General features: G+C 69.2%; 1 protein-coding gene (cut by a window edge). It reads left to right on the forward strand.

Features of this window, described 5'->3' with window-relative positions; genetic code table 11:
- Positions 1 to 23729 carry the 3' portion of a non-ribosomal peptide synthase/polyketide synthase gene (locus ABZX86_RS37650; RefSeq protein WP_355130822.1) on the forward strand. The gene continues 14626 nt to the left of window position 1, outside the view, so 23729 of the gene's 38355 nt are visible here — the last part of the coding sequence; the start codon falls outside the window, past its left edge; its stop codon occupies positions 23727 to 23729.
- Positions 23730 to 23769 lie beyond the last annotated feature (40 nt).

A 23769-nucleotide genomic window follows, 5' to 3' on the forward strand; every position in this document is an offset into this window, starting at 1 on the left:
GGATCGAACTCGGGGAGATCGAGGCCGCGCTGCTGCGCTGCCCCGGTGTCCGCGGGGCCGTCGTGGTGGTGCGGCCGGAGGAGCAGATCGGCGATCGGCTCCTCGGCTATGCGGTCCCCGATACCGGTGTCGCGCTCGATTCCCGCGCGCTTCGCGACCGGCTGGCCGAATTCCTCAGCGCCGATATGGTTCCCGACGCCCTGGTGATCATCGACGAGCTGCCGCTCACCCCGAACGGCAAGCTGGACCGCGGCGCGCTGCCCGCACCGGAATTCGTCCCGCTGGAAGTCACGGTGCCCCTCACCGCGACCGAGCAGCTGATCGCCGATACCTTCACCGTGCTGCTCGGTCTCGACGAGCCGGTCGGCGCCGACGATGTGTTCTTCAAGCTCGGCGGCAACTCGCTCATCGCCACCCAGCTGGCCGCCCGCCTCGGCAAATCGATCGGCGTGGAAGTACCGCTGCGCACCATCTTCGAGGCCGCCACCGTGCGCGCCCTGGCGGTGCGGCTCACCGACCTGAGCGCGAATGCCGCCCCGGCGATCGCGCCGCTCGTCCCGCAGCAGCGCGGTGACCTCATCCCGCTGTCGATCGCTCAGCAGCGCATGTGGTTCCTCAATCGTTTCGATGTGGGCAGTGCCGCGACCTCCTACAACATTCCGTTCGCGCTGCGCCTGACCGGCACGCTGGATGTGCCCGCCCTGCAGGCCGCGGTGACGGATCTGATCGCCCGCCACGAAACCCTGCGCACCCTGTACCCGGAGCACGACGGCGAGGCCACCCAGGTGGTGCTGCCCGCCGGGACCCGGCTGGTGGATCTGGCGCCCGAAACCGTCACCGCCGCCGAACTGCCCGCGGTGGTGGATGCCGTGGCGAACACCGTCTTCGATGTCACGACTGAGGTGCCGCTGCGGATCCGGCTGCTCCGGCTGGCCGGCGACGAGCACGTGCTGCTGTTCGTGGTGCATCACATCGCCTCCGACGGCTGGTCCCTGGCCCCGCTCACCCGGGATCTGGCCACCGCGTACGTGGCGCGCGCCGCGGGCGGCGCGCCCGATCAGGCGGCGCTGCCGGTGCAGTACGCCGACTTCGCCATCTGGCAGCGCGCGACGCTCGGCAGCGTGACGGACCCGGATTCCGAGCTGGCGCAGCAGCTGCGCTTCTGGACCGGCGCCCTCGCCGGTGCCCCGGATCTGCTCGCCCTGCCCGCGGACCGCCCGCGGCCGCCCGTGGCGACCGGTCGCGGCGGCAGCGTCAGCGGCCACCTGGACGCCGAATTGCACGCCGCCGTACTGGAATTCGTCGCCGCACAGGGCGTGACCCTGTTCATGGTGCTGCACTCCGCGCTGGCCGTACTGCTGGCGCGACTGTCCGGTACCAGCGATATCGTCATCGGCACTCCGGTCGCGGGTCGCGGTGAGGAGGCGCTCGACGATCTGGTCGGCATGTTCGTCAATACCCTGCTGCTGCGCACCGAGGTGCGACCCGATATGCCGCTGGGCGAGCTGCTCGACCTGGTGCGCGCCACCGATGTGGCCGCCTTCGATCACGCCGCGGTGCCCTTCGAGACCCTGGTCGATGCGCTGAATCCGGTGCGCTCGCAGGCGCATTCGCCGCTCACCCAGGTGACGCTGACGCTGCAGAACATGGCCCGGGCCGACTTCCAGCTGAACGATCTGGCCATCGCACCGGTCGAAATCGACATCACCACGGTGCAATTCGATGTCGACTGGACGCTGTGGGAGAACACCGCGGCCGACGGCACGCCCGCCGGTCTCGATGTGCACCTCGTGTACGCGCTGGACCTGTTCGACGAGTCCACCGTCACCGAGTTCCTGACCGGCTACGAGCGGGTGCTGCGCGCGCTCGTCGCCGATATCCGCGTCCCCGCCGGCGATGTCGAGCTCATGTCGCCCACCGAGCGCGGCATGCTGCTGGTTGACCGCAATGCCACCGCCCGCCCGCTGCCCCGCGAAACGCTCGCCGATCTGCTCGACGCCCGGGCCGCTCAGGACCCGGACACCGTCGCCCTGATCTTCGAGGGCGATACCCGCACCTACGCCGAACTCGCCGATCGGGCGAATCGTCTTGCGCGCCATCTCGTCTCGGCCGGCGTCGGCCCGGACGACATTGTCGGCGTCACCGCACAGCGCTCCTTCGATATGGTCGTCGCCCTGTTCGCCGTGGTGCAGGCGGGCGCGGCCTATGTTCCGGTCGATCCGGCGTATCCGGCCGACCGCCTGATGCATGTGCTGAACACCTCGAACACCACCCTGGTGCTCTCGGTCGGCGGTGCGGTGCTGCCCGAGCTCGACGGCGTGCGGGTGGTCGAGGTCGACGGGCTGGACCTGTCGGACCTGTCCGCCGCCCCGCTCACCGACGCCGACCGGCGCGGCGCACTGCGCCCGGACAATCTCGCCTACGTGCTGTTCACCTCCGGCTCGACCGGCCTGCCCAAGGGCGTGGCCACCAGCCACCGCGCGATCATGAACCAGCTGCGCTGGCTCGAATCCCGCTACCGGGTCACCGGCGCGGACCGCATCATGCAGCGTGCGCCGCTGAGCTTCGACGTCTCGGTGTGGGAGTGCTTCCTGCCCGCACTCGTCGGTGCGCCGCTGGTGATTCCGCGTCCCGGCGGTCATCAGGATCTGGACTACCTGGCCGATCTCATGCGCGAGTACGGCGTCACCATCGCCGAACACGTGCCGTCCGTGCTGGCCGCGCTGGTCGCCGAGGGCCGCGGCGATGCGCTGCGCTCGTTCCGGCATCTGCACACCGGTGGTGAGGCGCTGCCCGCCGAACTGCTCGGCCAGCTGCGCGCCCACGTCGGCGGCTCCGTGCACAATGCGTACGGCCCCACCGAAGCGGCGATTTCCACCATCTACCACGAGTTCTCGGATGCGGATCCGGAGTTCGAGGTCGCCATCGGCCGCCCGAACTGGAACACCCGCGCCTATGTGCTCGACGCCCGCTGCCGTCCGGTACCGACCGGTGTCACGGGTGAGCTCTATCTGGCCGGCGATCAGCTGGCGCGCGGCTACCAGGGCCGCGGCTCGCTCAGCGCGGAACGCTTTGTCGCGGACCCGTTCGGCGTACCCGGCACCCGCATGTACCGCACCGGCGACCTGGTGCGCTGGAACCGCAATGGCGATCTGGTGTACCTGGGCCGCAACGATTTCCAGGTGAAGCTGCGCGGCCAGCGCATCGAGCTCGGCGAGATCGAGGCCGCCCTGCTGGCCGCGGACGGTGTCGCCAATGCCGCCGTACTGCTGGCCAAGGACAGCGCCGGCACCGACTGCCTCGTCGGATACATCTCCGGCGCACCGGATTCCGGCAGTCCGCTCACCGCCGAAACGGTGCTGGCCCAGGCCCGCACCCGGCTGCCCGCCTATATGACGCCCGCACATCTGGTCGTCCTGGATCGCATGCCGCTCACCACCGTCGGCAAGCTCGACCGCAAGGCCCTGCCGCAGGTCGAGTTCACCGCCGCCACGGTGCCCTACCGGGCGCCGCGCGAAGGTGCGGAAGCGGTGCTGGCCACCGTCATCGCCGATCTGCTCGGCAGCGGCCCGATCGGCGCCGACGACGACTTCTTCGGCCGGGGCGGTAATTCGCTGCTGGCCATGCGCCTGGTCGCCCGTACCAATGCGGCGCTGGGCTGTGAGCTGAGCGTCCGCGAGGTGTTCGAGGCCCCGACCGTCGCCGAGCTGGCCGTGCGCGCCACCCGGCCGGGCGCGCCCGCCGTGCCACTGGCTCCGCGCCCGCGTCCGGAGCGAATCCCGCTGTCGCTGGCGCAGACCCGCATGTGGCTGCTCAACCGCCTGGATTCGGAATCGCCGGTCTACAACATCCCGTCCGCCATCAAGCTCACCGGTGATCTGGATGTGCCCGCACTGCGGGACGCCTTCCTGGACGTACTGGAGCGGCACGAATCGCTGCGCACCCTCTTCCCGGAGGATGCCGACGGCCCGCGGCAGGTCGTGCACTCCGTCGCGGAGCTGAACCTGCCGGAGCTCACCGCGCTCGACACCACCGATATGGCCGCCGCGGTCGCCGCATTCCTGGACCACGGTTTCGATCTGCGCACCGAGGCGCCGGTCCGTGTGACCCTGCTGCGCTCCGCCGATCCGGACCTGTCCGTTCCGGAGTACGCGCTGGTCGTGGTGACGCACCACATTGCCGCCGACGGTGTCTCCACCGCACCGCTGGCCCGCGATCTCATGGTCGCCTACGCCGCCCGCACGGCGGGCCGGGCCCCGCAGTGGGCGCCGCTGCCCGTGCAGTACGCCGATTTCACGCTCTGGCAGCACGAGGTGCTCGGCGATGCCGCCGATCCGGAATCGGTGCTGGGCAAGCAGATCGTGCACTGGCGCACCGAACTGGCCGGGCTGGATCCGCTGCTGGAGCTGCCCGCCGATCGGCCCCGCCCGGCGGTGGCCAGCGGTCGCGGTTCCGCCTTCGCCTTCGAAATCCCCGCCGCCGCCACCGCGGATATCGCGGAACTGGCTCGCCGCCAGGGTGTTTCGACCTTCATGGTGGTGCACGCCGCCTACGCCGCCCTGCTCTCGCGCCTGGCGCGCACCGAGGATGTGGTCATCGGCACCCCGATCGCCGGGCGCTCCGAACAGGCCCTCGACGATATGGTCGGCATGTTCGTCAACACCCTGGTGCTGCGCACCCGGGTGGCGCCGGACGCCTCCTTCGCGCAGTTGCTCGGCGCCGTCCGCGACACCGATGTGCGGGCCTTCGCCAATGCCGATCTGCCGTTCGAGCGCCTGGTCGACGAATTGAATCCGGCGCGCTCGCAGGCCTATTCGCCGATCGTGCAGGCGCTGCTCACCTTCGAGCACCGCGACGACAGCGTGCTGGTGCTGCCCGGACTCGAGGTCGCGGCGTTCCCGATGGAGAACGTGAGCGCCCAGTTCGACATCTCGCTGGCCCTGACCGAGGGGGCGGCGGACGGCGGCACCGCGCTGTACGCGGTGCTGCGCTACGCCACCGATCTCTTCGACGTCGCCACCATGCGGGAGTTCGCCGACCGCTTCACCCGCATTCTGCGCGCCGCTGTCGCCGATCCGGCGCTGCCGGTGGGCGAGATCGAACTGCTGGAGACCGCCGAGCGTTCGCGAATGCTGCTGGACTGGAACGAGACCCGCTACTCGGTCGCGCCCGAGCTGCTGCTCGACGGCTACCGGCGTGCGGTCGCGCAGTACCCGGACTCGGTCGCGGTTGTCTACGAGGGCGCACAGCTGACCTACGCCGAATTCGACGCACGGGTCAATCAGCTGGCACGGCTGCTGATTTCGCAGGGTGTCGGTGCGGAGTCCCTGGTGGGCTTGGCCATTCGCCGCTCGCTGGATCTCGTGGTCGGCATGTACGCGATCGTCACCGCCGGTGGCGCCTGGGTTCCGCTGGATCCCGATCACCCGGCCGAGCGCATCGCGCACATTCTCGACACCGCGCAGCCCGCCTGCGTGCTGTCCACGACCGCCGATGCGGTGCCGGTGTCCGACGGCACCCCGGTGCTCTTCCTGGACACGGTTGCGCTGGAAGGCTTCTCGACCACGCCGGTCACCGCGGCCGAGCTCCTGCGCCCGGTTCGCGCGGACAACCCGGCATACGCCATCTTCACCTCGGGTTCGACGGGCCGCCCCAAGGGTGTGGCCGTCTCGCACGGCGCGATTCACAATCAGACCGCCTGGATGCTCGCCGAATTCCCCATGGGTCCGCGGGATGTCTACTTCCAGAAGACCGCGACCACGTTCGACGTCTCGCTGTGGGGCTACTTCATGCCGCTGCGCAGTGGTTCGACCCTGGTCGTGGCCACCCACGACGGTCACCGCGATACCGGCTACATTGCCGAAACCATTGCGGCGCAGGGTGTGACGGTCACCGACTTCGTACCGTCGATGCTGACGGTGTTCGCCGCGCAGACCGCCGCCGGCACCCTGCCGACCCTGCGGGACGTCTTCGTCATCGGTGAGGCGCTGCCGCCGGAGACGGTGAACGCCGTGCTCGCGCTGGGCGACGGCATCAAGGTGCACAACCTGTACGGCCCGACCGAGGCCGCCGTCTCGATCACCTACTGGCAGGCCGAGGGCGACGATGTCCGATCGGTGCCGATCGGACTGCCGCAGTGGAACTCCCGCGTCTTCGTACTGGATTCGCGGCTGCGCCCGGTCCCGGCCGGGGTGCCGGGCGAGCTCTACCTCGCCGGTGATCAACTGGCGCGCGGCTATGTGCGCCGTCCCGATCTGACGTCGGATCGGTTCGTGGCCAACCCCTTCGAGCCCGGCGCCCGCATGTACCGCACCGGCGACCTGGTGGTGTGGCGTGCGGCCGACGGCGCTCGCTCCGAGCGCCTGGAGTACATCGGCCGCACCGATTTCCAGGTGAAGCTGCGCGGTCAGCGCATCGAGCTCGGTGAGATCGAAACCGCTCTCATCGCCGTCGATTCCGTCACCCAGGCGGTGGTGGTGGCCCGCAGCCATGACCGGCTGGGCGATCAGCTGGTCGCCTACCTGGTCTCCGATCAGGGCGCGAACCTGTCCCTGGACCACGTGCGCGCACAGCTCGCCGAGGTCCTGCCGCCGTACATGGTGCCCGCCGCCTTCGTGGCGCTGGACGCCTTCCCGCTCAACTCCTCCGGCAAGCTGGATCGAAAGGCCCTGCCGGAACCGGAGTTCCAGGCCACCTCCTACCGGGCGCCCGCCACGGCGGCCGAACGCGCGGTCGCCGAGATCATTGCCGACCTGCTCGGTGTCGAGCGGGTCGGCGCGGACGACGACTTCTTCGCCCTCGGCGGCAACTCGCTCATGGGTACCCGCCTGGTGGCCCGCCTGGGCGCGGCTCTGAACGCCGATATTCCGATGCGCCTGCTGTTCGAGGCGCCCACCGTCGCCGCGCTGGCGGCTCGCGCCGCCCAGCGGCAGGGCGGCTCGGAGCGTCCGGTGCTGGCCGCAGCCGCGCGCCCGGATCTGGTGCCGCTCTCACCGGCACAGCGCCGCATCTGGTTCCTGAACCGGTTCGATCCGCTGGAGACGGTCAACAACATTCCGATCGTGCTGCGCCTCACCGGCGAGGTGGATACCGCCGCCCTGAGCGCCGCCCTGCTCGATGTGGTCGACCGGCACGAGACGCTGCGCACCGTGTACCCGGAGCTCGACGGCATCGGCTACCAGCGGATTCTGCCGCGCGGCTTCCTGCCGGCGGTCACCCGCTTCACCGGCGCCGATCTCGCGGCGGAACTGTCCGCGCTGGTGATGACCCCCTTCGACGTGACCTCGGAGGCGCCGCTGCGCATCGGTGTCGGCACGCTCTCCGAGCGGGAGTTCGTACTGGCCCTGGTGGTGCACCATATTGCCGCCGACGGTTTCTCCATGGCCCCGCTGGCCCAGGACATCGCCCTGGCCTACCTGGCTCGCACCACCGGCGCCGATCCGCAGTGGCAGCCGCTGCCGGTGCAGTACGCCGATTACGCGCTGTGGCAGCAGCAGCTGCTCGGCGCCGAGGACGATCCGGAATCGGTGGCGGCACAGCAGCTGAACTACTGGCGCGAGGCGCTCGGCGGCCTGCCCGCACAGCTCGAGCTGCCGGCCGACCGGCCGCGCCCCCCGGTCGCCTCGAATGCGGCCGCAGCGCTTGTCGTACCGCTGGATCCGGCCCTGCGCGCCGCTGTCGCGGCGGTCGCGGACCGGTACGAGTCCACCGAGTTCATGGTGCTGCACGCCGCGCTCGCGGTGCTGCTGGCCCGCCTGTCGGGCAGCGGCGATATCGCCATCGGCGCACCGGTCGCCGGTCGTGGTGAGGCGGCCCTGGACGCGCTGATCGGCATGTTCGTCAACACTCTGGTGCTGCGACTGCAGGTTTCGGAATCCGAGCCCTTCAGCGCCGTGCTCGGCCGGGCCCGCACCGCCGATCTGGCGGCCTTCGACCACGCCGAGGTGCCGTTCGAACGCCTGGTGGAGGTGCTGGATCCGCCGCGGTCGGCGGCCCGGCACCCGCTGGTCCAGGTGGTGCTGGCGCTGCAGAACTTCGACCCGATCACCGTGCGCCTGCCCGGTATCGAGGTCGACGGCTACGACTTCGACTACGAGAGCAGCAAATTCGATCTGCAGGTGACGGTGGCGGATGACGCCGTTCGTTTCACCTACGCCACCGATCTCTTCGACGCCGCCACCATCGAGGTGCTGGCCCGCCGGCTCGAGCAGGTGCTGACCGCCGTCACGGCCGATCCCGCCGTCACCGTCGGCGATATCGAACTGCTGAGCCTCGCCGAGCAGCAGCGGGCGCTGTACGAATGGTCCAGTGCCGGTGTGGATCTCGCCGGAACCGGTACCATCGCGGACCGCTTCGCCGCCGCCGCGCTGCTCGATCCGCAGGCGGTCGCGGTACGCGCCGGTGCGGTCACCCTGACCTATGCCGAGCTGGACGCCAGGTCCAACCGGCTGGCCCGCCTGCTGATCGCCTCGGGTGTCGGCCCGGAATCGCTGGTGGCCGTGGCCCTGCCGCGCACCGCCGACCTGGTGGTCGCGCTGCTGGCGGTGGTGAAGGCCGGTGGTGGTTATCTGCCCATCGACCCCAACTATCCGGCCGATCGCATTGCGTACGTGATCGATCACGCCCGCCCGGTGTGCGCGATCAGCAGTGCGGCAGCCGATCTGCCCGCGGACTGGTTCGAGGGCCTCGTCCTCGATCTCGATACCGCGGACCTCGACGGCGGTGATGCCGCACCGATCACCGACGCGGATCGCCTGGCGCCCTTGGCCGATGGCAATACCGCCTACGTCATCTACACCTCCGGTTCGACCGGCCGCCCCAAGGGTGTTGTCATTCCGCACCGGAATGTGGTGCGGCTCTTCGATAATTCGCAGCAGCACTACGAGTTCGGCGCGTCGGACGTGTGGACCATGTTCCACTCCTACGCCTTCGACTTCTCGGTCTGGGAGCTGTGGGGCGCGCTGCTCTACGGCGGCAGCGTCGTGGTGGTCGACTACTTCACCTCGCGCTCGCCCGAGCAGTTCCGGGAACTGCTTGCCGCACAGCGGGTCACGGTGCTCAGCCAGACGCCGTCGGCGTTCTATCAGCTCATAACCGCCGATGCCGAAGCCGGTGACGATCTCGCCCTGCGCTACGTGATCTTCGGTGGTGAGGCGCTCGAACCGCAGCGCCTGCGGCCGTGGTTCGACCGGCATCCGCAGACCCCGGCGCTGGTGAATATGTACGGCATCACCGAGACCACGGTGCACGTCTCGTACCGCCCGATCACCGCAGAGACCGGTTCCGCCAGCGTCATCGGCGGAGCTCTGCCCGGTTTGACGGTGCGCGTGCTGGATTCGCGCCTGCGCCCCGTCCCGGTGGGCGTGCCCGGCGAGCTCTATGTCTCCGGCGGACAGTTGGCGCGCGGCTACCTGAACCGTCCCGATCTGACCGCCGTCCGCTTCGTCGCCGATCCGTACGGCCCCGCCGGATCCCTCGCCTACCGCACCGGCGATGTCGCGCGGTGGACGGCCACCGGTGATCTGGAGTACCTCGGCCGCGCCGACCAGCAGGTGAACCTGCACGGCTTCCGCATCGAGCTCGGCGAGATCGAAGCGGCCCTGCTGGCCGAGACCGGTATTCGCGAGGCCGCGGTCATTGTGCGGCACGACGAATCCCTCGGCGAGGACCGCATTGTCGGCTATGTGGTCGCCACCGGCGATCTCGATGCGGCCGCACTGCGTCAGGCCGTCTCGCTGCGACTGCCCGAGTACATGGTCCCGTCTGCCATCGTCGCGGTGGACCGGATTCCGCTGACCGTCAACGGCAAGCTCGACCACGCGGCGCTGCCCGCCCCGGTGTTCGAAGCCACCGCCTACCGGGCGCCCCGCACCGCTGCCGAACAGGCGGTGGCCGCGGTCTTCGCCGAGGTCCTCGGCCTCGAGCAGGTCGGTCTGGACGACGACTTCTTCGCGCTGGGCGGCAATTCGCTCATCGCCACCCGGGTGCTCTCCCGCATCGGCGAGCGGCTGGGGCAGCGCATTCCGGTGCGCCTGCTCTTCGAGGCCGGCACGGTGCACGCCCTGGCCGCGCGACTCGGCGGCGACGATACGAGCCCCGCCCTGCCCGCACTCGTCGCGGGCCCGCGCCCGGACCGGATTCCGCTCTCGGCCCCGCAGCAGTCCATGTGGCTGATGAACCGGCTCGATCCGGATTCCGCCGCGCACAATATTCCGATCGCGGTCCGCATTGTCGGCGAGATCGACTACGCCGCAATGCGACTGGCCTTCACCGATGTGGTGACCCGGCACGAGGTGCTGCGCACCGTCTACCCGTTCGATGCCGAGGGCGCCGGCCACCAGGTCATCCTGCCGCCGCACACCGCCATGCAGTTGGAGGTGGAGACCCTCACCGGTCCGCTGGAGCGCCGGCTGGCCGAAACCGTCACGCGCGGTTTCGATGTCACCACCGAGGTGCCGGTCCGCGCCCTGCTGCTGCGCGAATCCGATACCAGCCACGTCTTGGTGATCGTGCTGCATCACATTGCCGGCGACGGTGTTTCGATGAACCCGCTGCTGCGCGATCTGGTCGCGGCCTATCTGGCACGGCTGATCGGCGTGGCGCCGCAGTGGCAGCCGCTGCCGGTCCAGTACGCCGACTACACGCTGTGGCAGCAGCAGGTGCTGGAGCTGCACGCCGATCGCGAAATCGCCTACTGGCGTGCGGCACTCGCCGAACTTCCCGACGAACTCGCACTGCCGCTCGATCACCCGCGCCCGGCCATCGCCTCCATGCGCGGCGGCGTCGTCCGCGGCCGTTTCGGCGGCGGCATCGGTGCGGGCGTCACCGCCCTGGCGCAGCGGCACAATGCGACGCCGTTCATGGTGCTGCATGCCGCCCTGGCCGTACTGCTGGGCCGGATGTCCGGTTCCGACGATGTGGCCATCGGCACCCCGGTCGCCGGTCGCGAGGCCGCGGCGCTCGACGACCTGATCGGCATGTTCGTCAATACGCTGCCGCTGCGCACCACTCCGGCCCCGGGCCGGACCTTCACCGAATTGCTCGCGCAGACCAAGGAGGTGGACCTGGCCGCGTTCGCGCATGCCACGGTGCCCTTCGAACGCCTGGTGACCGAACTCGGCGTCGAGCACGCACCGGGCCGGAATCCGCTGTTCACGGTGGCTCTGAGCTATATGGATCTGGAATCGGGCGCTCGCGCGGTCCCGGGCCTGGTCATGGAGGCCGTCGACTCCGGCGACACCATGTCGAAGTTCGATCTGCTCTTCACCATCGGTGAGAACCTCGATGCGGACGGCCACCTGGCCGTCGAGATCACCTATGCCACCGACCTTTTCGAGGAGTCGACCGCCGCCGGACTGCTGCGCCGGTTCGGCCGGGTACTGGCCGCGATCACCGCGGACGCGCAGGTGTGCCTGGGCGCCATCGATCTGCTGTCCCCGCACGAGCGGGCCCAGGTGCTGAACCGCCGCGGTCCGCGGGCACAGCCGGTGCGCACCCTGGCCCAGATGATGCGGGCCGCGGTCGAACTGAACCCGTACGGACCGGCCCTGATCGGCCGGACCGCCACGCTCACCTACGCCGAGCTCGACGACCGGTCCTCGCGACTGGCCCGCCTGCTCATCGCGCGCGGGGTGGGCGCGGAGGACTACGTGGCCGTCGCCGTGCCGCGCTCGATCGAATCGATGGTGGCGCTGTGGGCCATCGCCAAGACCGGCGCGGCCTACCTGCCCATCGATCCGAACTATCCGGCCGGGCGCATCGCGCATATGCTCGCCGACTCCGGCGCGGTGATCGGCCTGACCCTCGCCGCCCATGCGGACGGCCTTCCGGTGCAGACCGATTGGCTGGTCTTCGACGGTCCCGCGCTGGTGTCCGATCTGGCCGGCCGCAACGGCGCACCGATCGGCGACGCCGAACTGGTCCGCCCCGTGAGCGCCGCCAATGCGGCGTGGATGATCTACACCTCCGGCTCCACCGGACTGCCCAAGGGTTGTGTCATCTCGCACGCGGGCATCGTGGGTGTCGGCGCGGCCAATGCCGAACGCTGCCACACCACCTCCGAAGACCGGGTGCTGAACCGTTCGTCCCCGAGCTTCGACGCCTCGCTGCTCGAGGTGTGCATGGCGCTGCCGGTGGCGGCGGCGCTGGTCGTGGCGCCCGCCGATGTGTTCGGCGGCGCGGAACTGAGCGATCTGATCCGCACCGAACGGGTCACCCAGACCTTCATGACCCCGTCGGTGCTGCTGACCATGGACCCGAAGCAGGTGCCCGGGCTCAAGCACGTCACGGTCGGCGGCGAGTCCTACGGCGCGGAGCTGATCGAGCGCTGGGGCGCCGGCCGGGAGCTGTACAACGTGTACGGCCCGACCGAAGCCTCCATGATCACCAATATGAGCTCGGCCATGCGGCCGGGTGAGGGCCCGGTACTGGGCAGCTTCGTACCCGGCATGTCCGCGGCGGTGCTCGACACCTGGCTGCAGCCGGTGCCGGACGGCGTTGTCGGCGAAATGTATTTGCGCGGACCGGCTCTGGGACGTGGCTACTTCGATCGCCCCGGCCTGACCGCCGGTCGCTTCGTGGCCGATCCCTACGGCGCGCCGGGGGAGCGGCTCTACCGCACCGGTGACCTGGTGCGCTGGTCCACCCGCAGTGTCGGCGGCATCGCCTACCCGGTGCTGGAGTTCGTCGGCCGCTCCGATGATCAGGTGAAGGTGCGCGGCCTGCGCATCGAGCTCGGTGAGATCGATGCGGCGCTGTCCGCCTTCGACGCCGTCGACTTCGCCGCGACCGTCGGGCACACCGCCGCCAATGGTGATGTCTCGCTGGTGTCGTACGTGACCGCGGCCGCCGGTCGCACCGTCGATGTGGACGAGCTGCGCGCCTTCGCGGCCCGCTCGCTGACCGCGTTCATGGTGCCCTCGGCGATCATGGTGCTCGACGCCATCCCGCTCAGCCCGACCGGCAAGCTGGACCGAAAGGCCCTGCCGGAGCCGATCTTCCGCGCGGCGGAGTTCCGCGCACCGGTGACCGCCGCCGAACACGCGGTGGCCGAGGTGATCGCCGAGGTGCTCGAGGTCGACCTCGCGGCCGTCGGCCTGGACGACGACTTCTTCGGCCTGGGCGGCAATTCACTGAGTGCGGCCAAGCTTTCGGCTCGCCTCTCCGCCCGCCTGGGTGTGGCAGTCGCCATGCGCACGGTCTTCGAGCAGTCGACCGTGGCCGCCCTGGCCGCGGTGCTCGGCGCGGCCGATGCGGCCGCGAGCGGTCCGGTGCTGGCCCCGCGAACGAGCAGCGGACCGACGCCGCTGTCGCTGGCGCAGCAGCGCATGTGGTTCCTCAACCGGCTCGACGGGGAATCGGCCGCCTACAACATTCCGATGGCCATGCGGCTGTCCGGCGATCTGGATGTGGCCGCGCTCGCCGCCGCCCTCCGGGATGTGATCGGCCGTCACGAGGTGCTGCGCACCGTCTACCCGCTCACCGAATCCGGTCCGGCACAGGTGATCCTGCCTCTCGAGCAGGCTCCCGTTCCGGCCTTGGAACCGATCGGCGTGGCAGCGGACGAGGTGCTGGCCGCCGTATCGGAATTCATCGCCCGCCCGTTCGATGTGACCACCGCCGTGCCGCTGCGCGCGACGCTGCTCGCAGTCGCCGGAACGACCGATGAATTCGTGCTGGTGGTGGTCGTGCACCATATCGCCGCCGACGGTTCGTCGCTGGTTCCGCTGACCCGCGATGTGATGACCGCCTACGACGCGCGCCGCGCGGGCCGGGAGCCCGGCTGGGCGCCGCTCGCGGTGCAGTACGCGGATTACACGCTCTGGCAGCGTGATCGGCTCGGCGCCGAGGACGATGCCGAGTCGCTGCTCTCCAAGCAGCTGCGGTTCTGGCAGGACACCCTGGCGGAGCTGCCCGATCAACTGTCGCTGCCGACCGATCGGCCGCGCCCGGCGATCGTGTCCACCGCGGGCGACGAGGTCGATTTCACCATCGACGCGAGCATTCACGCCCGTGTCGAGGAACTGGCTCTCGCGTTCGGCGCGACGCCGTTCATGGTTGTGCACGCCGCCTTCGCGGTGCTGCTGGCCCGGTTGTCCGGCACCGCCGATATCTCCGTCGGCACGCCCATCGCCGGTCGCGGTGCGGCCGTGCTCGACGACGTCGTCGGCATGTTCGTCAATACCCTGGTGCTGCGCACCGATATTCGGGCCGGCGAGACCTTCGCCGCTCTGGTGCAGCGGGTCAAGGCCGCCGATCTCGCCGCCTTCTCCCATGCCGAGGTGCCGTTCGAACGTCTGGTGGAGGTGCTCAACCCGGCTCGCTCCACCGCCCGGCATCCGCTCTTCCAGATCGGCTTCTCCTTCCTGAACCAGGGCGGTGCCGGTCTCGAACTGGACGGATTGACCGTCAGCGCAGCCGAATTCGACAATCCCATCTCACAGTTCGACCTGCATCTCGTGGTTGCGCCGCAGCACCGGGCCGATGGCACGGCAGCGGAATTGCTCGCCACCATCACCTATGCCACCGCGCTGTTCGAGCATTCGACGGTCGCCGATCTGGCGGATCGCTTCCGGCGCCTGCTGGAGGCGGTCGCCACCGCGCCCGGTACGCCGGTGGGCGAGGTCGAGCTGCTGGCCGCGCCCGAGCGGGAGCGAATCCTGCAGTCGTGGAACAGCACCGCGCATGCGGTGGACACCACGGCGACCCTGGCCTCACTGCTGGCCGCCGGCATTGCGCGGCAGCCCAAGGAGGTCGCGATCGTCGCGGACCTGCCCGAGACGGAGGCCGGGCGGGCCGAACTCACCTACGGTGAACTCGGCGAGCGTGTCAATCGCCTTGCCCGGCAGCTGATCTTGCAGGGCGTCGGTCCCGAGGACCGGGTGGTGCTGGCCCTGCGCCGCTCCATCGACCTGGTGATCGCCATGTACGCGGTCTCGGTCGCCGGTGGCGCGTATGTGCCGGTGGATCCGGACCAGCCCGCCGAGCGCACCGCCTACGTGCTGGAATCCGCCGCCCCGGTATGCGTGCTCACCAATGCCGACGCCGGATTCGACACCGATATCGCACCCGTGGTGCGCATGGACGAGCTGGACCTGTCCGTGCACTCCGGTGCGCCGGTGCAGGACGCGGATCGCGTTGCGCCGCTGCATCCTTCGCACACCGCGTACGTGATCTTCACCTCCGGTTCCACCGGCCGCCCCAAGGGCGTGGCGGTGCCGCATGCGGCCATTGCCAACCAATTGCAGTGGAAGGTCGCGGAATTCGCGCTGGACGCCGCCGATGCGGTGCTGCTCAAGACCGCCGCCACCTTCGACCTCTCGGTCTGGGAATTCTGGTCGGCCGCGGTGAGCGGTGGCCGCCTGGTCATCGCGACGCCGGACGGACACCGCGATCCGGTGTACCTGAACGAGCTGATCGCCCAGGAGTGGGTGACCACCCTGCACGTGGTGCCGTCCATGCTGGACGCGCTGGCCGCCAATGGCCTGCCGGACAGCCTGTGGCGCATCCTCGCCATCGGTGAGGCGCTGCCCGCCGCGGTCGCGCGGCGGGTCCGGGAACTGGCGCCCCGCACGGAGCTGTTCAATCTGTACGGCCCGACCGAGGCGGCGGTGTCCATCACCTCGCATGCGGTGACCGCTGCCGATCAGGGCTCGGTGTCCATCGGTGCGCCGGAGTGGAACAGCAGTGTGTACGTGCTGGATGCACGCTTGCGGCCGGTCCCGGTCGGTGTGTCCGGTGAGCTGTACCTGGCGGGTGCGCAGTTGGCGCGCGGCTACTTCGGCCGTGCGGATCTGACCGCTGATCGCTTCGTAGCCAACCCGTTCGCCGCTGGTGAGCGTATGTATCGCACCGGTGACCTCGTTGCCTGGGCGGCGAACGGTGAGCTGGAGTACCGGGGCCGCACCGACTTCCAGGTGAAGATCCGGGGCTTCCGTATCGAGCTCGGTGAGATCGAGGCCGCCCTGCTGGCGATGCCGGAGATCGCGCAGGTCGCGGTGCTGGCCAAGTCGGATCAGCGCACCGGTGACCGGCTCGTGGCCTACCTGGTCCCTGTCGATCCCGAAACGGGTATCGAAGTGCCGCAGGTCAAGTCGGCCCTCTCGGCGGCACTGCCGTCGTACATGGTGCCGTCGGCCTTCGTGGTGCTCGATGCCCTGCCGCTCAACGTCAACGGCAAGCTGGACCGAAAGGCCTTGCCGGAGCCGGAGTTCGAGGCCACGGTCTTCCGTGCGCCGTCCACCTCGATCGAAGTGATTGTGGCGGAGGTGTTCACCGAGGTCCTCGGCAGCGAGCGCGTCGGTGCGGACGATGACTTCTTCGCCCTCGGCGGCAACTCGCTGCTGGCCACCCAGATCGTGGCGCGGCTCGGTGCGGCCCTCGATACCCAGGTGCCGGTCCGGGCCGTATTCGAGGCGTCGACCGTTGCCGACCTCGCACTGCAGGTGCAGCGCTACAGCGGTATCGCCGCGCGCCCGGCCCTGACGGCTCGCCCACGCCCGGAAGCGATTCCGCTGTCACCCGCCCAGCAGCGCATGTGGTTCCTGAACCGCTTCGATGCCGAATCGGCCGCCTACAACATCCCGGTCGCCATCCGTCTGTCCGGCGATCTGAACGCGGACGCCATGCAGGCGGCCGTGCTGGATATCGTTGCGCGCCACGAGATCCTGCGCACCGTCTACCCGCAGACGCCCGCCGGGCCGGTGCAGGTCATCCTGCCCGTCGGCGAGGCCACACCGGAGCTGGAACGGCTTGCCGTCCCGGCGGCGGAGATCGAAGCCGCCGTGCTCGAACTGGTGGGCACCAGCTTCGATGTGGTCACCGGGGTTCCCTTGCGGGCCGCGCTCATCGAGGTCCTCGGTGATACGGCAGCCCAGGAGTGGGTGCTGGTCCTGGTGATGCACCACATCGCCGGTGACGGTACGTCGATGGCGCCGTTCACCCGGGATCTGGTGTCCGCCTACAAGTCTCGGATCGAGGGTGCCGCCCCGGCGTGGACGCCGCTGGCGGTGCAGTACGCCGATTACTCGATCTGGCAGCGTGAGCTGCTGGGCAGCGAGGACGACGCGGAGTCGCTGGCTGCCGAGCAGGTCGGTTTCTGGAAGCAAGAACTGGCCGAGCTGCCCGATCAGTTGGATCTGCCGTCCGATCGTCCGCGACCGGCGGTGCAGTCCTTCGCCGGTGGCAAGGTCGAGGTGTCCATCGACGCCGAAACCCACCGGGCCCTGGCGGATCTCGCGCGGGCGAACAATGCGACCCTGTTCATGGTTGTGCATACAGCGCTGGCCGTGCTGTTGGCGCGGCTCTCGGGCACCGACGATATTGCGATCGGTACGCCGATGGCGGGTCGTGGTGAGGCGGCGCTGGATGATCTGATCGGTATGTTCGTGAACACGCTGGTGTTCCGTAGCCGGGTGGATGGTGGTGAGTCGTTCACCGATCTGCTTGCGCGTCAGCGTGAGACAGATCTTCAGGTGTTCGCCAATGCCGATGTGCCGTTCGAGCGCCTGGTCGAGGTCCTGAATCCGGTGCGCTCGACCGCGCGGCATCCGCTGTTCCAGGTGGGTCTGTCGTTCCAGAACCTGGCGCAGTCCAACCTCGAACTGCCGGGCCTGACCATCTCCGGTCTGGACTTCGACACCCAGATCTCCCAGTTCGATCTGCACTGGATCATCGGCGACAGCTACCTTGCCGACGGGACTCCGGCCGGCATCGGCGGTGTGATCACCTACGGCGCCGATCTTTTCGACGCCGCCACGGTGCAGATGTTCTCCGACCGGTTCCTCCGCCTGCTCACCGCCGTGGTGGCCGATGCCGCCCGCCCGGTCGGTGATATCGAATTGCTGGCGTCCGGCGAGCGTGCCGAACTGACTGTTGCCCGCAATGCGACTGTGCACGAGACGGATTCGGCCGCGACCCTGGTGTCGCTGCTGAACGCCACCGTGGCCGCCGCTCCGACCGCTGTTGCTCTGATCGGGCCGGACGGTGAGGTGCTCACCTACGCCGAACTCGGCAACTGGGTGAATCGCCTTGCCCGGCACCTGATCTCGATCGGTGTCGGCCCGGAGTCGCGGGTCGCGCTGGCGCTGCGGCGTTCGGTGGATCTGGTTGTCGCGATGTACGCGGTGTCGGCTGCCGGTGGTGCGTATGTGCCGGTGGATCCCGACCAGCCTGCCGAGCGCACCGATTACATTCTCGAGACCGCCGCCCCGGTGTGTGTGCTCACCAATGCCGAAGCCCGCTTCAGCACCGAGGCCGCGCCGCTGGTGCGCTTGGATCAGCTGGCGTTGGAATCGCTTGCGGTCGAGCCTATTACCGATGCGGAGCGGGTGTCGCCGCTGTTGCCGTCGCATACCGCGTACGTGATCTTCACGTCCGGTTCGACCGGTCGCCCGAAGGGTGTGGCGCTGCCGCATGCTGCGGTGGCGAACCAGTTGCAGTGGAAGACCGCCGAATTCGGCCTGGGCGCCGATGACGCGGTGCTGCTCAAGACCGCTGCCACGTTCGACCTGTCGGTCTGGGAGTTCTGGTCGGCCGCCGTGTGCGGTGGTCGCCTGGTCATCGCCTCGGCGGATGGTCATCGTGATCCGGCCTACCTGAACGAGCTCATGGCTCGTGAGCTTGTCACCACGCTGCATGTGGTGCCGTCCATGCTGGACGCGCTGCTCATCGAATCCGGTGGTGCACTGACTGCCTCGCTGGATCGGGTGCTGGCTATCGGTGAGGCGCTGCCCGCGACCGTGGCGCAGCGCTTCCGCACGGCGAACCCGTCGGCTCAGCTGTTCAACCTTTATGGTCCGACTGAAGCGGCCGTTTCGATTACCTCGCACTTGGCGACCGATGCCGATCAGGGTTCGGTGTCCATCGGTCTGCCCGAATGGAACAGCCAGGTCTACGTGCTCGATTCGCGCCTGCACCCGGTTGCGGCCGGCGTCTCGGGTGAGCTGTACCTCGCTGGTGCGCAGCTGGCGCGTGGCTACTTCGGCCGTGCCGATCTGACTGCGGATCGCTTCGTGGCCAACCCGTTTGCCGCTGGTGAGCGTATGTATCGCACCGGTGACCTCGTCGCCTGGGCGGCGAATGGTGAGCTGGAGTATCGGGGTCGTACCGACTTCCAGGTGAAGATCCGTGGTTTCCGTATCGAGCTCGGTGAGATCGAGGCGGCTTTGCTGGCCATGCCGGAGATCGCGCAGGTCGCGGTGCTGGCCAAGTCCGATCAGCGCACCGGCGATCGTCTGGTCGCCTACCTGGTGTCCGCGGGCCCGGAACTCGATCAGGCGCAGGTGCAGTCGGCACTCTCGGCCTCCCTGCCGTCCTACATGGTGCCGTCGGCCTTTGTGGCGCTCGATGCCCTGCCGCTGAACGTCAACGGCAAGCTGGATCGCAAGGCGCTGCCGGATCCGGTCTTCGCCGCCCGTGAATTCCGGGCTCCGGCAGGCGAAATCGAGACGGCCGTCGCCCGGGTCTACGCCGAGGTGCTCGGCGCGGAGCTGGTCGGCGCGGATGACGATTTCTTCGCGCTCGGCGGTAATTCGCTGCTGGCCACCCAGGTGGCGGCACGCCTCGGCGCGGCGCTCGACACCCAGGTGCCGGTGCGCGCGCTGTTCGAGGATTCCACCGTGACCGGACTGGCCGTCCGACTGGCCGAGACGGCCGGTGCGGGCGCACGTCCGGCACTCGTGGCCCGCCCACGGCCGGAAGCGATTCCGCTCTCGCCGGCGCAGCAGCGCATGTGGTTCCTCAACCAGTTCGACACCGATGCCACCGCCTACAACGTGCCGGTCGCGATTCGCCTGACCGGTGAGCTGGATGTGGTCGCGCTGCGGCTGGCCATCGGCGATATCGTCGCGCGCCACGAAATTCTGCGGACCGTTTACCCGCAGACCGAGGACGGTCCCGTGCAGGTGGTGCTCCCGGCCGCGCAGGTGCTGCCGGAACTGGTGGTCGGCACCATCACCGAGGATCGGATCGTCGATGCGGTGGCCGGACTGGTCGGCGCCCGCTTCGATGTCACCGCGGAGGTGCCGCTGAAGGTCGCACTGTTCGATATCGGCGGCCTGGCCACCGATTACGTACTGGCGCTGGTGATCCACCACATTTCCGCGGACGGTTCCTCCATGGCGCCGCTGACCCGCGATCTGGTGACCGCCTACGCGGCCCGGGCCGCCGGTCACGCGCCGGCCTGGGCGCCGCTGGCGGTGCAGTACGCGGATTACTCGATCTGGCAGCGTGAGCTGCTGGGTGCGGAGAGTGACGCGGAATCCCTGTCCGCCAAGCAGGTCGGGTTCTGGAAGCAGGCCCTTGCCGAGCTGCCGGATCAGCTGGATCTGCCGTCCGATCGTCCGCGACCGGCGGTGCAGTCCTTCGCCGGTGGCAAGGTCGAGGTGTCCATCGACGCCGAAACCCATCGCGCGCTGGCCGAACTGGCGCGGGCTCAGGGCGCGACGCTGTTCATGGTGGTGCACACGGCCCTCGCGGTGCTGCTGGCGCGGCTCTCGGGCACCGATGACATTGCGATCGGTACGCCGATGGCCGGTCGTGGCGAAGCCGCACTGGATGACTTGATCGGCATGTTCGTCAACACGCTGGTGTTCCGTAGCCGGGTGGATGGTGGTGAGTCGTTCACCGATCTGCTTGCGCGTCAGCGTGAGACGGATCTGCAGGTGTTCGCCAATGCCGATGTGCCGTTCGAGCGGCTGGTCGAGGTCCTCAATCCGGTGCGTTCCACGGCGCGGCATCCGCTGTTCCAGGTGGGCCTGTCGTTCCAGAACCTGGCGCAGTCCAACCTCGAACTGCCAGGTCTGTCGGTCACCGGTATCGATTTCGATAACCAGGTCTCGCAGTTCGATCTGCACTGGATCGTCGGCGACGACTACCACGCCGACGGGACTCCGGCCGGCATCACTGGTGTGATCACCTACGGCGCCGATCTTTTCGACGCCGCCACGGTGCAACTCGTCGCCGATCGGTTCCTCCGCCTGCTCACCGCCGTCGCGGTCGATGCCGGTACTCCGGTCGGTGATATCGACCTGCTGGACGGGACCGAACAGCACCGGGTGCTGACCGAGTGGAATACGACCACACACACCGTGGACACCACGGCGACCCTGGCCACGCTGCTCGATGCCACTGTCGCCGCCCGTGCCGATGCGGTCGCCCTCATCGGCCCGGACGGCACGGCGCTCGACTACACCGAACTCGGTGCCCGGGTGAATCGCCTGGCGCGGCACCTGATTTCGCAGGGTGTCGGTCCGGAGGACCGGGTCGCGCTGGCCCTGCGCCGTTCGATCGATCTGGTTGTCGCCATGTACGCGGTGTCGGTTGCGGGTGCCGCGTATGTCCCGGTGGATCCGGATCAGCCCGCCGACCGCACCGCCTACGTGCTGGAATCGGCCGCCCCGGTCTGCGTGCTCACCACTTCCCGCGATGCCTTCGAACTCACCGCGACCGCCCCCGACGGGACCACCCCCCGTCATCCCGGCACGCTTTCGGCCGGGATCCACAGCAGCGACATTCCGGTGCTCCGGATCGACGAGCTCGATCTGTCGGCTCACTCCGACAAGGCGATCACCGCCGCCGAACGGGTCCGGGAGCTGACGCCAGCCAATACGGCGTACATCATCTTCACGTCCGGTTCGACGGGTCGTCCGAAGGGTGTGGCGCTGTCGCACGGTGCGGTGGCGAACCAGTTGCAGTGGAAGACGGCCGAATTCGGTCTCGGCGCTGATGATGCGGTGCTGCTCAAGACTGCTGCCACCTTCGACCTCTCGGTCTGGGAGTTCTGGTCGGCCGCGGTCTCGGGTGGTCGCCTGGTCATCGCCTCGGCGGATGGTCACCGTGATCCGGCGTACCTGAACGAGCTCATGGCTCGCGAGCTGGTCACCACGCTGCATGTGGTGCCGTCCATGCTCGACGCGTTGCTGACCGAATCCGGTGGTGCACTGACCGGTTCGCTGCGTCGGGTGCTGGCCATCGGTGAGGCGCTGCCCGCGACCGTGGCGCAGCGCTTCCGCGCCGCGAACCCGGGTGCGCAGCTGTTCAACCTGTACGGCCCGACCGAGGCGGCGGTGTCGATCACCAGTCACCTGGTCACCGATGCCGATCAGGGTGCGGTCTCCATCGGTGCGCCGGAGTGGAACAGCCAGGTGTACGTGCTGGATTCGCGCCTGCGGCCGGTGCCGGTGGGTGTTGCCGGTGAGCTGTACCTGGCCGGTGCGCAGTTGGCGCGCGGTTACTTCGGTCGTGCCGACCTGACCGCGGATCGCTTCGTGGCGAATCCGTTCGCCGCCGGTGAGCGTATGTACCGCACCGGTGACCTGGTCGCCTGGGCGGCGAACGGTGAGCTCGAATACCGGGGCCGCACCGACTTCCAGGTGAAGATCCGCGGTTTCCGTATCGAACTGGGCGAGATCGAAGCGGCCCTGCTGGCATTGCCGGAGATCGCGCAGGTCGCGGTGCTGGCGAAGTCCGATCCGTGCGCCGAAGCGCAGGGGAGTGGTGCGGACCGGCTGGTGGCCTACCTGGTGCCTTCCGATCAGGACTCGGGTATCGATGTGCCGCAGGTGATGTCGGCGCTGTCGGCGGTGCTGCCGTCGTACATGGTGCCGTCGGCGTTTGTGGCGCTCGATGCCCTGCCGCTGAACGCCAACGGCAAGCTGGATCGCCGGGCACTGCCCGAACCCGAGCTCGCCCTCCGCGAATTCCGTCCCGCCACCACGGCACTGGAGATCGCGGTGTGCACCGCCTTCGCCGAGGTGCTGCGTCTCGAGCGAATCGGCCTGGACGACAACTTCTTCGAGTTGGGCGGCAACTCACTCATCGCGGTGAAGCTGGCGGCGCGACTGAGTGCCGCACTGGGCGAACGAGTTCCGGTCGCGCGGTTGTTCACCGCGCCGACGCCGGCCAGCCTGACCACGCAGCTGACCGGTGACGGTTCCGGCGGGTTCGGTGCGGATGCCGCGTACGAGGTGCTGTTGCCGCTGCGCACGACGGGTTCCGGTGCGCCGCTGTTCTGCATCCACCCGGTGGGCGGTCTGTCCTGGTCCTTCGCGGGTCTGGCCGCATACCTGGACGCTGACCGGCCGCTGTACGGCCTGCAGTCGCCGACGCTGGGAGCGGATGTGCCGCTGCCGGATTCGATCGACGAGTGGGCGGGGCGCTATGTGCGGGAGATCCGCGCGGTGCAGCCGGAGGGCCCGTACCACCTGCTGGGCTGGTCGCTCGGCGGTGTGCTGGCGCATGCGGTGGCGGTGCAGCTGCAGGAGCAGGGGCAGCAGGTGGCGACCCTGGCCATGCTGGACAGTTCGCTGCAGGTCGAGGTCGGTGCCGGGGTGCGAATCCCGGTGGCCGAACTGCTCGGCGGTCTGGTGGACGAGAACCTCGGCGGGGTGGCGCTGGAACCGGCCGAGCTGGTCGCGCGGCTGTCCGAACTGCCCGAGCCGTTCGCGTCCATGGGCGCCGATCGGGTGACCCGGGTGATCGATACCGGCGTCCGCTCGCTCTCGCTCATCGGCGAATACCGGCCGCGCCGATTCAAGGGCGATGTGCTGTATTTCGCGGCCGCGCTGGACGATCCGAGCTGCACGGTCGGGGTCACCGGGTGGACCGATGCCGTGGACGGTGTCGTGCACACCTATGCGGTGCAGGCCACGCACTGGCGGATGACCGCACCCGATGCGCTCGCCCAGATCGGCTCGGTGCTCAATACCGTCGGCCAGCGGGCAGTGCGATAGCAGGCCGATTTCCCCCTAATCCGAACTCCCACGGTAAGAA

The organism is Nocardia sp. NPDC006630, assembly GCF_040611495.1.
Lineage (GTDB): Bacteria > Actinomycetota > Actinomycetes > Mycobacteriales > Mycobacteriaceae > Nocardia.